This is a genomic window from Trinickia terrae, from assembly GCF_005144415.1.
GTDB classification, from domain to species: domain Bacteria; phylum Pseudomonadota; class Gammaproteobacteria; order Burkholderiales; family Burkholderiaceae; genus Trinickia_A; species Trinickia_A terrae.
This window is the reverse complement of sequence record NZ_SWJE01000006.1, coordinates 153,474-165,455: the sequence shown is the minus strand read 5'-3', so window position 1 is coordinate 165,455 and position 11,982 is coordinate 153,474. Positions and strand designations below refer to the sequence as shown.

Sequence of the window (11,982 nt, the reverse complement as noted above, 5' to 3'; positions counted from 1 at the left end):
AAGAGGAAAACATCATGGCGAAGATTCTAGTGGTGGACGATTCGAGCACCGTGCGCGACGAGGTGGCCGGGTTCTTGAGAAAGAACGGTCTCGACGTCGAGACCGCGGTCGACGGCAAGGACGGCCTCGCGAAGCTGAAGATGAGTCCAGGCATCAAGCTCGTGATCAGCGACGTGAACATGCCGAACATGGACGGGCTGACGATGGCGGAGAAGATTCGCGGCGAACTCGGCAACCAGACCGTCAACGTGATCATGCTGACGACGGAAAGTAGCCCCGCGATGAAGGAGCGGGGCAAGGCCGCGGGGGTGAAGGGCTGGATCGTCAAACCGTTCAAGGGCGAAGCGGTGCTCGAGACGTTCCGTAAGCTCGCGAACTAAGCGAGAGGTAGGCAACGAAATGAAAGGCACGCTGTCAGCGCAAGCCCGGTGTAGGTGGCGTTGTTGCGCGCTGAATCACGCAACGGGCAATCGCCTTCATTCGATTTTCCTTGGTTTTATCGCGCTCGAGCGTGACTGCGCAATGTACCGGAATGAACGTTCATTCGTTTCAACAAGAATTGTCAGCCAAGGTGAAGCCCGATGGCAGAAAAAAACGAGTTACTGCAGCAAGCCATGGCGGCCAATGTCGGACGTGTCTCCCGCGTCGAGACGCAGGTGGTGGTGATGAGCAAATTGCTTGATGCAACATTGCCGCGCCTTACGCCATTGCAATGCATGGAGGTCGAAAAGGCATTTCGCAACGGCATCGAAGATGTGATGGCTTACGTCGACGAGTTCGCAATGTCAGGGCAGTATCACTCCACCTTGGCGGAATTGACAAATCTGTACCTTGCGGCATTGCGTGTTGATCGCAACCGAGCGTCTGCTTCGTCAAACGATTGAGAGCAATCAAAACGTGTCGCCGTGCGGCGTGAGAAGAAGCCGAGGTGGGGAGACCAAGTAGGCTGCAAGTCGGCGGGCAGAGGTAGATATGCGCTTGGCCGTCAGACCGACAAGGTCCCCCTCCGGAGAGGTTATTGGCTGTGCGTTGCCGCTTGCTCGCATTTAACTCCGAATTATAAAAGTACCGCTACATTGGAAGATATATGTCATTGCTCGTGCGCTTAATGGGACGGCTTTCGCTAACACAAAAATTTATAGTCGTCGGTGTGTTGTTTGGAGTCGCGACCCTGTTTCTGACGTACTTGCTGTTTCACAGTAGTGAGACCGACATTGCTTTCGCCCGGCAGGAGCGCCAGGGTGTTCGGTACATAGCCGTTTTGCCGGACCTGCTGAACGCTGCCGAACGTTTCCGGGATTTGCAGGTGCGTACGATGGCTGGGGACACTGCCGCACGCCCATCCAGCGTCGCGCCGGAGATCGACGCCGCATTCGCGAAGATGACTGGTGAACAGGCCGCCGAAGGAGCGGAATTGGGGACCGGCGAAGTATTAGCAACCTTGCAAAAAAACTGGGATTCGCTTCGCAATGCTCAACCGTCCTCGGATACCGCGAGGGGCGCAGGCGAACTGGTCGACGCGATCGTGGCCGCGCTCGGCACGGCTTGTGACAGGAGCAATCTGTCGCTCGATCCGGACATGGATACGTATTACCTTGCCGACAGCGTATGCGTGCAATTGCCGGATGCCATGAGCACGCTCGGCGAGCAGCGTTCGCTTGTGCTTGAAGCTGCCGTGAAGGGCGGGCTTGTCGAAGCGACGCGTATCCGGCTCATCGAACTGCGGCCGCTGGCACAGCAAGCAGTCGATGCGGCCGCGTCGGACCTGGGCAAGGCGTCCTCTGCGAATGCGGCACTGGGTCCCCAACTGAACGACGCTTTGTCGCGGCTCAGCGTGTCTCGCAAGAGCGTTGCCGACACTGTGCAGGCCCAGTTGCTAGGTGCTGATGTTTATCACGGAAACAATGGCGTTACTGAACAGGTCGATACCGCATTGGGCTATGCCACCGAACTGTCTCAGAAGGCGCGCGACGCGCTCGATGAGCTATTGAGCGCGCGCATTCATCGACTGACGGTTCAGCGCAACGGCTACGCGGCGCTGGCAATCGCCGTCATGGCCATTGTCGTCGTGCTGTTCGTTGCGATGTACCGGTCGATCGTGCAGCGGGTACGCGTTGCACTGACTGTGGCCGAGGCTGTGTCGAAAGGCGACCTGACGCAGCGGGTTGAGGTTGGCGTCGACGACGAGCTTGGCAAGCTGATGCATACATTGATGCAGATGAATCAGGGTCTTGCCGACATCGCCACCAAGATCGAATCCGGTGCGGCGGCGATCGACATCGCCGCCAGCGAGATCGCTGCCGGCAACGCGAACCTTGCGTCGAGAACCGAAGCGCAGGCCGTGTCGCTTGAACAAACGGTAGCGAGCATGGAGGAGTTAACAACGGCCGTCAAGCAGACCGCCGACAATGTGCAGCAGGCGAGCACGCTCGCCGTCAGTGCGTCGGACGTCGCGCTGACGAGCAGCGCGCTTGTGGACCAGGTTGTGGGAACGATGCAGGATATCAGTCTGAGCGCGACGAAGGTTTCGGAGATCACGGGGATCATCGACGGCATCGCGTTCCAGACCAACATTCTCGCGCTCAACGCAGCAGTGGAGGCAGCACGGGCCGGCGAGCAGGGACGAGGCTTCGCGGTAGTCGCAAGCGAGGTCAGAAGCCTCGCGCAGCGTTCAGCGAGCGCGGCAAAGGAGATCAAGGCATTGATCACGGCGTCGGTACAAAAGATTCAAAATGGCTCGACGCTGGCCGTCGAGGCGGGCACGACGATGTCGGAAGTCACGCAGGCCGTGACGCGCGTGACCGCCATCATGGGCGAGATAGCGACGGCGGCGTCCGAGCAGAGTCGCGGCATCGAGCAAGTAAGCGAGGCGATTACCCAGATGGACGAAACGACGCAGCAAAACGCCGCACTGGTCGAGCAGGCGGCAGCCGCGTCGAACTCGCTCAGCGACCAGGGCGGTCAGTTGAAGGATGCTGTCGGCTTCTTCCGTACCGGGACAGCTAAACACAACCATTGACCGGAACACGAGTCGGTAGGCCAGGTTCATCCATCGCGAAGGATTTCTTCGAGGATTCGAAACGAATGAGCAAACGCCCCACAATCACGGATGGTGAGACGGCCAGATCGCCTGAGGACCGATTACAGGCGACCGTTGAAAACCTCGTTACGATCGGAAGGCCTTTTCCCTTCGCGAGCGGAATTTCGCGTCGCACCTTCCTTCATAGTCTTGGCGTGCTTGCATTGTCGGCGTGCGGCGGCAGTGATTCAGGGAGTGACACTACGACGTCCAGTGCGACAAACTCGAGTACGACATCGAGCGCCTCGACTTCAACAACGAGTGCATCGACGTCAACATCGAGCGCATCGTTTGTGCATCCGGGGTTGCTGCACACGCAGAACGATTTCGAACGGATGGCGCAGAAGGTCGCGGCAAGCGCCTCGCCGTGGGTCGACAGCTGGAACGAGCTGATCGCGAGTCCGTATGGGAGCACATCGTGGACGCCCACGCCCCACGCCGTCGTCTATCGGAATTACCCGGGGCAGACCGATAACTTTCTCGACCTCTGTCACGATGCAGCCGCCGCTTACGCGAACGCGCTGCGCTGGAAGATCAAGGGAGATACCACGGCTGCGAATACCGCGGTGAAGATCCTGAATGCGTGGGGTTCGACACTCACGCAGATCGCCACAACGAACGGCTACTACGATGGCTATTTGGTCGCGGGTATCCAGGGCTATCAGATCGCCAACGCCGCGGAAATGATGAGGTCTTACACGGGCTGGGCTACCTTGGATTTCACGACCTTCCAGAACATGATGTTGAACGTGTTCTATCCCATGAATCAAGGGACGTCCAGCACGACCGGTAACGCGCTGGCGGTCTATTCGAGCTGGGATCTGTGTGCGATGGGAATGGTTCTCGCCGTCGGCGTATTGTGCGACAACTCGACGATCTTCAATGAGGCGATCACCTATTTCAAGGAAGGTTTTGGCAACGGCGCAATCGCACAGATGGTCTACTTCCTCCATCCCGGCTATCTAGGGCAAACCCAAGAGGCCGGACGCGACCAGGGGCATGACACGCTCAGCATCTCGCTGCTCGGCACGGTCTGTGAAATGGCGTGGAACCAGGGTGTCGATCTCTACGCGTACGACAACAATCGCGTTCTGGCGGCATGCGAATACGTCGCCAAAGGCAATCTGATCGAATCCGGTTCGACCTACTATCCGGTGCCGTTCGAGCCCTACGCCGTGTCCGGGAGCAGTACGATCGATACGGCATTTTCAACGGCCTCGCAAGGCGCTGTGCGCCCCGAATGGGCACTGATCTATAACCACTACGTCAATCGGCGCGGTATCGCGGCACCGTACTCGGAGAAATTTGCGGCGCTGATCTCACCGGAAGGTGGCGCCGGCTATTACGGTACGACTAGCGGCGGCTTTGACCAACTCGGTTATGGCACGTTGGCCTTCCAGCGCGACGCGATTTCGGCCGGCGTCGCGCCGAGCGGCCTCACGGCGCTAACGGTGGGCGGAAGTATCGTGCTGTCGTGGTGGGGGACGGTGTACGCGAACGGCTACAACGTCTACCGGAGCACGATATCGGGCGGTTCGTACACGCTGATTGCAAGCGGCGCGACGGACCTCTTGACCTATACCGACTCCACCATCTCGTCCGGGACCTATTACTACGTGGTGACCGCCGTGACTTCGACGGGCGAGACGGCCTATTCGAATCAGGCAACTGGCGTAGCGAGCACACTGCTCGACGTCTATTACACGTTCAACGACGGTAGCGGTACCACGGCGTCCGACGCAAGCGGCAACAGCTATGCGGGTACGCTGGCTGGTGGTGCGACCTGGGTGACTGGCCACAGCGGAACGGCAGTGTCGCTCGACGGCAGCAGCGGCTACGTGAGTGTGCCTGCCGGCGTGCTCGCCGGCGTTTCCGATTTCACAATCGCCGTGTGGGTATATCTGAACGCCCAGGGATGGTCGGCGAGGCTGTTCGATTTCGGTTTCAACACGAATAGGCGGATGATGTTTACGCCCCGCTGGGGTAACGACAATGCCCGCTTCGGCATTGCCTTGAATGGCGACGTTGGGATGCAGTTCATCCAGGGCAGCTCGGCGCTGCCAACCGGACAATGGGTGCACGTTGCGGTGACGCTGTCAGGCACTACCGGGACGTACTATCTGAACGGCAGCGTGGCCGGTACGAATACCTCCCTGTGGTTACCTCCGTGTCAACTGGGTTCGACGCCCAATAACTATATCGGCCGCTCCCAATCGTCGTCTGATCCATATCTAAACGGTATCGTCGACGAATTCAGGATCTACAAGGGCGCGTTGACGGCCGCACAAATCTCGACACTCGCCGCAAGCTGACGCGATGGCAAGGAGGAGGTTCTCGAGGCCGTGTGTGTAGCGGTGAAATAGCCTTTTTCTGCCAACCCATGCGCGCGAGCCCGAGACATAAGAACTATTCAAAATTCAGATATACGCTATCTGGAGGTCGATGCTGTTCTGTCTGATTCGAATAACTTAATATAAGAAACTATTTTTAAATATCGATAACTAATTGCTAGGGATATTCCTACAAAGAAATCAGCCCACCCTACCAGCGATTCGACTTGAGTCAGAATCGATTTGTGCCGTTATCCATTGACGAGCGTGTTGCGGCGAACCGGCAGGCATCCCGACCATGGACATTCAAGGGGCAGTTACTTGGCCTTGGACGTTATTTTCTGGCAATTGTTATGACAAATTCCGTCGGATCCACACGAGAGGTACGCGTGCCGGGGACTGCATGTGATATGGCCGAGTCAGAAAGGGTGCAAAACACGCTGGTAGTCGGCGAACGCCAGTTCCGGACGCTGGCGGAGAAGTTGCCGAATTATCTTGCCCGTTACACCCCGCACGCGCAGTGTATTTACGTCAATGGCAGTCTGGCGAGATTCCTTGGGTATCAACCTAGCCAAATGATCGGCTTTACGCCGAAGCAGCGCTTCCCGGACGGCCGCGCCGACGAATACGAACACAGGATCCGCGACGCGGCTCGCACGGCCACAGAGCATGAGTCCGTATTGCCTGTTCGGATGGAGGACGGACAAAACCGCATCTATCACGTTCATTTCGTCCCGGAGCTCGATGAAACGGGCATCGTTGTCTCCGTGCTTGTTATCGGATATGACATCACGGAGCGGAGGCAGGTCGAAACGGAGCGGCAAGCACAGTACGAAAGGATTCTTCACCTGAACGCATGCCTCGAGAAACAGGCGAGGGAGTTGAACGAGGCGCGCTCGCGCATGCTCAGTGTGTTGCGGACCATTCCGGACATGGTTTGGCTGAAAGATACTGCGGGTGTCTATCAGGCGTGCAATCATGCGTTCGAGCGGCTTGCCGGCAGGCCGGAGGCGGCAATCCTGGGGAACACCGATTACGACCTTTTCGAAACGGCGCTTGCCGATCTCTTTCGTGCGAAGGACCGGGTGGCAATCGAGGCGAGACGCATCTGCATCAGTGAAAAATGGGTCACCTTTCCGGGGACGGGCGAGCGCGCATTGCTCGAAACGCGGAAGGTTCCGGTGTTTGACACCGAGGGCACTCTGACCGGAGTGCTCGGAGTCGCACGCGACATTACGGAGCGCAAGCGCTCCGAGGATTTTCAGGCAAGCCGGGAGAGGGCATTCCGGACCTTGGTCGAGCATTCTCCCGATGTGGTGATGCGTTACGGCAAGGACTTGCGACGTCTTTATGTGAATCCCACGTTTGCCGCGTTGATCGAAGGCGGAGCGGCTTCGGTGATCGGCAAGAAACCGACGGACTTGCCGGGCGCGTCGCATACCACTGAATACGAACGAAAACTCGTTGAGGTATTCACGAGCGGCAAGGATCGCGAATTCGAGGTGATGTGGGCGCACCGCACCGATAGCGGCACCTCCTGCTATCTGGTGAAGATGACGCCGGAGTTCGGCGCGGACGGCACCGTGGAAACCGTCTTGGCCGTGGGGCGCAACATTACGGAGCTGCATGCCTCACGTGAAAAGATTCATCGGATGGCCTTTTACGATCCGCTCACGTCGTTGCCGAACCGCACCTTGTTCAACGAACGTTTGCGCGAAGCGATTGCCGACGCCGTCTCTTCGCCATGCTCGCTGATCGGCGTGATGATCATCGACATGGACCGTTTCAAGGAGGTCAACGACACCATGGGGCACGCGGTGGGTGACCAGCTGTTGCGCGAAGCGGCTGGGCGTCTGCGCGGTTGCGTCCGCCTCGACGATACCGTGGCGCGTCTTGGGGGCGACGAATTCGCCATTCTCGTGCCCGATGTTCACGATCGCCGCGTTCTGGAAGATATCTGTAAGTCGATCATCGACAGGTTCGACGAGCGCTTCGTGTTGAACGGGAAAGAGCTGTTCGTCTCGTGCAGCATCGGCATTGCACTGCATCCGGTCGACGGCCTCGAAGTTGACGACCTCACGAAATACGCAGACTCTGCCATGTACCTCGCCAAACGTTCCGGCCGCCGCGGCTTTCGTTTCTACTCGAAGGAACTGACGATAGACGCCGCAAAGCGCCTTGCGCTGGAGTCGGAGCTTCGCCGGGCGATCGAGCGTGGGGAACTCGAGTTGCACTATCAGCCCAAGGTGTCGCTCTGCTCAAACGAAGTGATCGGCTCCGAGGCGTTGCTCAGGTGGCACCGCCCGGACGTCGGCCTGGTTCTGCCAAACGAGTTCATTCCGGTGGCGGAGGAGACGGGCCTGATCGCCGAACTGGGCAAGTGGGTATTGCGGGAGGCAAGCCGCACGGCAGCCGAATGGAACGCCGAGGGGAGCGCACTCCACAAGGTGGCGGTCAACCTGTCGGCCAGGCAGTTCCAGTTTCACGATCTGGCGGCGACGGTGCACGGGATCCTCCTCGAGACCGGCTGCCGGCCCCAATGGTTGGAGTTGGAAATCACAGAGAGCCTGTTGCTGGAGGAGGACGACGCGGTACTAAGCACGCTTTCTGTGTTCAGATCGATGGGGTTTTCAATCGCGATCGATGATTTCGGCACCGGTTACTCGGCGCTCAGCTATTTGGTGCGATTCCCGATCGATACGGTGAAGATCGACCGGACCTTCATCCAGAAGGTGATGACCGACCGGCGTCATGCGGAACTCGTGAAGGCCATCTTGTCGATTGCGAGGTGCCTGGGGCAGCAGGTCGTCGCTGAGGGCATCGAGACGGTGGAACAGGCGGCGTTTCTGCAGGCGAACGGTTGCCAGCTCGCGCAGGGATTCCTCTATGGCAGGCCGTTGCCGAAGTCAGGCATGGCTTCCCTGCCCAGATATTTGAACAGTCACTAACCACAAGGCAGCACATGCGAACCAATCTCCCGGTAACCCAGCGGGAATACGACTTTCCTCGGGACGCCACGCTCATGTCCACCACGGACACGCAGAGCCATATCACCTATGCAAATGCTGCGTTCATCCAAGTTAGCGGATTCGAAAGCGAGGAAATTCTCGGACAGCCGCACAACCTCGTCCGGCACCCGGATATGCCTGTGCAAGCGTTTGCGGACATGTGGTCGACGCTCAAAGCAGGCCGATCCTGGACGGCACTGGTCAAGAACCGGCGCAAGAACGGCGACCATTATTGGGTCCGGGCCAATGCAACACCGGTGATTCGGAATGGTCAGGTGGCGGGGTATATGTCGGTGCGGACCAAGCCCGGCCGAGACGAAGTCGCCGCGACGGAAAAGCTCTATAGCGATTTTCGCGAGGGCAGGGCGCGCGGCCTGAAGTTTCATCAGGGATTGATCGTTCGCACAGGCGTGTTCGCGTGGACATCGCTTCTACAGACGATGCCGGTTCGGTGGCGTATTCGCGCGGGCTTGTCGTTGCTGCTTGCATTGATGACCGGGAGCGCATTTCTGTTTGGCCTGCGTGGCGCAATGTTGGGCAGCTTCGCCGGTGCGGCTGCCGTCATCTCGCTGGCGACGGCATGCTGGATCGAGACGCAGATTGCGATGCCGCTCCAGCGCGTGCTGAAGCAGGCTTTGGCAGTCGCGGCCGGTCAGCCCGGCGAGAACGTGCATTTGAACCGTGTCGACGAAATCGGCATGATTCTGCGGGCCGTGAATCAAGCCGGGCTGAATCTTCGTTCGCTGGTCGACGACGTCGGCGAGCAACTGTCCGGATTACAGGACGCGACGAGCAAAATCACCTCCGGCAATCACGATCTGAGTGCGCGCAGCGAGCAGGCTGCCGCCAGCCTGGAGGAAACCGCGTCTTCGATGGAGCAGATGACCGCCACGGTCACGAACAATGCTGAAATGGCGGCGCAGGCGAGCCAGCTTGCGGGTGCGGCAAGCGACGCGGCTGCGACCGGCAACATGGTGGTCGGAAAGGTTGTGCAAACCATGGGCGATATTACGAGCGCCAGCGAGAAGATCAGCGAGATCATCGGAACCATCGATGGCATCGCGTTCCAGACCAACATCCTCGCCCTGAACGCGGCGGTCGAAGCGGCTCGCGCCGGCGAGCAAGGACGTGGTTTCGCAGTGGTGGCGGGGGAGGTCCGCACCCTTGCGCAACGCAGTGCCAGCTCGGCCAAGGAAATCGCCGGGCTCATCAATAACAGCGTAGAGAAGATCACCGCCGGCAGCAAACTGGTTAGCCAGGCTGGGGCGTCGATGACGGAAATCATGGCCCAGGTCGCGCGGGTGACGGACTTGATCAACGAAATCAGCTCGGCCACGAAGGAGCAGTCGGATGGAATCAGCCAAGTCAACCTTGCGGTAACCCAGCTCGATCAGATGACACAGCAAAATGCCGGGCTGGTCCAGCAAGCCGCGACGGCCACCGAGACTCTCGGCGCGAGAGCACAGAATCTGGTGGAAGCGGTCGCTGTCTTTCGAGGTTCGGGGGTGGCGGCCTGACGGATTTTCCCGATCTGGGGCGATCGGCTTAGGATCAAGTCGGTGATGGACTCTGGAAACAATGCGCGAGGGATTTTGGAATGTTGTCCAATACGTTATCCGTCAACGGAGACGGGACTTGAACGATGAAGTCATTTGGCGCGCTCTTCTGGCTGTGCTCGTAGCTGACGTGATAATTCATGGGACGCGGTACCTTATCGTTGACGATCCATGATCCCAGGTCGGCTGGCGCAGCCGCGGTAGGGTTGACTTAATCAATTGACACGAGATCGGCCGCGCGCGCCCCGTTCGCCCTGTCGCCCAGGTGGAAAATCCCGATAGCAGCCTCGAGCCGAGTCGCCTGCTCGGCCATCGAGCTCGCCGCAGCCGCCGCTTCTTCGACCAGCGCCGCATTCTGTTGAGTCACCTGGTCCATTTGCGCAACGGCTCGATTGACCTGATCGATCCCAATGCTTTGCTCCTGTGCGGCATTTGAAATTTCCATCACGGTTTCGTCGACGCGAAGGATTGCCCGCGTGATGTCCGACATGGCCGCGCCTGCGCGCTCGGCGTGCGATGCGCCGGCGCCGATCGAGCGGATCGCCGTTTCGATCAGATCCTTGATTTCCCGAGCCGAGGCTGCACTTCGCTGCGCAAGCGACCGTACTTCGCTGGCGACGACAGCAAAGCCCTTTCCCTGCTCTCCAGCACGCGCCGCCTCGACCGCGGCATTCAGCGCCAGGATATTCGTTTGGAACGCAATGCTCTCGATGGTGCTGACGATCCCGGTCATGCGATTCGAACCGTCTGCAAGTTCGCGCATGGTGTTTCCGACGTCTTCAACATAAGCGCTGCCCGTCCTTGCAATCTCGGACGCTCCCGCAGCGAGCCTGCTGGCCTGCCGGGCGTTCTCGGCGTTGTTCTGCACAGCGGATGTCATCTGATCCATGCTCGCCGCTGTCTGCTGCAGGGACGCGGCCTGCTCTTCGGTGCGTTGTGAGAGATCGATGTTTCCCTGAGCCAGCTGCCCCGCGCCGATCGAGATCGACTGGCTTGCCTCGCCGATACCCGCCACCAGGGCCGCCAGTTTGTTGCGCATATCCGTGAGCGCGAACAGCAAGCTTGTGGTATCTCCCGGCCGCATTTCGATTGCCGCAGCAAGATTGCCCTTCGCGATCGTGCCGGCGATTTTTGCCGCATAGCCCGGCTCGCCGCCCAGTTGACGCGAAAGTCGTCGAGCGATCGAAAGCGCAAGGAAGACGCCCGCCGCGCACGATGCGACGACGCAGAGAATCATCGCCACCCAAACTGCGTCGAAGCGCGCTTTCGCTTCCCGAACGACCTCGCTTGCGGCCAAGCGCTTGCTCCGGGTTGCCGAATCGATCGCTTCACGCAACGCGAGACTCGCGTTCACGACGCGACGCACCGCCGACGGATCATCCGTGCCGGGCGACGCATTCGCCGCGTCTGTCTCCGCTTGCATGAGCGTCTTCCAATCCCGTTCCTTCGCAACGAGCGCGGTGAAAGAATCAGACGCGCGACCGGTATCGAAGGTGTTTTTGAAGCGGTCGAGATCACGATCCATTTCGGAAAGCGATTCTTCGATATGCACCACGCGCCGCTGCCTGTCTTGGGCGTCGACGGCGAGTCTGAGATTCGCGAAGGTCAGTTGGGCCTCCAGACGATGCTTGTTCGCTTCCTCGACGAAGAAGAGCCCGTCCATTTGCCTCGTGGCGATGTCCGCGGTCATACCATATAGGGATCGAAGGCCGTACAGACCGACCGCGCCGACCAATACGCCGAACAGAATGACGATGCCGAAGGCGATCAGCAGCCGCCTCCTCAATGTGATTCGGCTGAGGACACTCACACAAGACCTCCATCGGTTTCGCTGCTTTCCTGGCTCAACTGATATCGCGGGGAATCAGGTCATCTGTTCTGACCGAATCCCTACTCGCGGCACATTTTAGAAGGGACATGTACCTGCCGAAATACAGCCAAAGAGAAATCAGATATGCCTGGGTGGAGATATGAATCAAGCCGATGAGCGGAACAGGTATCTGATCGCC

Annotated in this window: 7 protein-coding genes; 6 read left to right on the top strand and 1 reads right to left on the bottom strand. The window is 59.2% G+C overall.

The window, feature by feature from the left end; all coding sequences use genetic code 11:
• The first annotated feature begins 14 nt into the window (after positions 1–14).
• From FAZ69_RS13505 to FAZ69_RS13480, 6 genes are all read left to right on the top strand, one after another.
• A complete protein-coding gene (locus tag FAZ69_RS13505) occupies positions 15–380 on the top strand; it encodes a response regulator (protein WP_136895223.1) in 366 nt (121 codons plus the stop codon).
• A gap of 201 nt (positions 381–581) precedes the next feature.
• The gene (locus FAZ69_RS13500) at positions 582–884 is read left to right on the top strand and encodes a hypothetical protein (RefSeq protein ID WP_136895222.1); all 303 of its coding nucleotides are present in this window, start codon (positions 582–584) and stop codon (positions 882–884) included.
• A 203-nt stretch (positions 885–1,087) separates the two neighbouring features.
• Positions 1,088–3,019 carry a methyl-accepting chemotaxis protein gene (locus FAZ69_RS34340; RefSeq protein WP_136895220.1) on the top strand — a complete coding sequence of 644 codons (1,932 nt, stop codon included), beginning with the start codon at positions 1,088–1,090 and terminating at the stop codon, positions 3,017–3,019.
• Positions 3,020–3,414: 395 nt separating this feature from the next.
• On the top strand, positions 3,415–5,391 hold the full coding sequence (locus FAZ69_RS13490; protein WP_240702218.1) for a LamG-like jellyroll fold domain-containing protein: 1,977 nt from the start codon (positions 3,415–3,417) through the stop codon (positions 5,389–5,391).
• Positions 5,392–5,636: 245 nt separating this feature from the next.
• Positions 5,637–8,357: a sensor domain-containing protein gene (locus tag FAZ69_RS13485; protein ID WP_206171197.1), complete on the top strand. Its 2,721-nt coding sequence runs from the start codon at positions 5,637–5,639 to the stop codon at positions 8,355–8,357.
• A gap of 14 nt (positions 8,358–8,371) precedes the next feature.
• Positions 8,372–9,934 (top strand): methyl-accepting chemotaxis protein, encoded by a 1,563-nt coding sequence (locus FAZ69_RS13480; RefSeq protein ID WP_136895216.1) that lies wholly within the window; start codon positions 8,372–8,374, stop codon positions 9,932–9,934.
• Between the two features lie 250 nt (positions 9,935–10,184).
• On the opposite strand, the gene FAZ69_RS13470 is transcribed toward FAZ69_RS13480, so the two are convergent.
• Complete coding sequence (locus FAZ69_RS13470; protein ID WP_136895214.1) at positions 10,185–11,783, bottom strand: methyl-accepting chemotaxis protein; 1,599 nt, start codon at positions 11,781–11,783, stop codon at positions 10,185–10,187.
• Positions 11,784–11,982 lie beyond the last annotated feature (199 nt).

What these genes read in the sequence shown, in the direction of transcription:
- FAZ69_RS13505 (WP_136895223.1), top strand. Translation starts at nt 15, where the DNA reads ATGGCGAAGATTCTAGTGGTGGACGATTCGAGCACCGTGCGCGACGAG.
- FAZ69_RS13500 (WP_136895222.1), top strand. Translation starts at nt 582, where the DNA reads ATGGCAGAAAAAAACGAGTTACTGCAGCAAGCCATGGCGGCCAATGTC.
- FAZ69_RS34340 (WP_136895220.1), top strand. Translation starts at nt 1,088, where the DNA reads ATGTCATTGCTCGTGCGCTTAATGGGACGGCTTTCGCTAACACAAAAA.
- FAZ69_RS13490 (WP_240702218.1), top strand. Translation starts at nt 3,415, where the DNA reads ATGGCGCAGAAGGTCGCGGCAAGCGCCTCGCCGTGGGTCGACAGCTGG.
- FAZ69_RS13480 (WP_136895216.1), top strand. Translation starts at nt 8,372, where the DNA reads ATGCGAACCAATCTCCCGGTAACCCAGCGGGAATACGACTTTCCTCGG.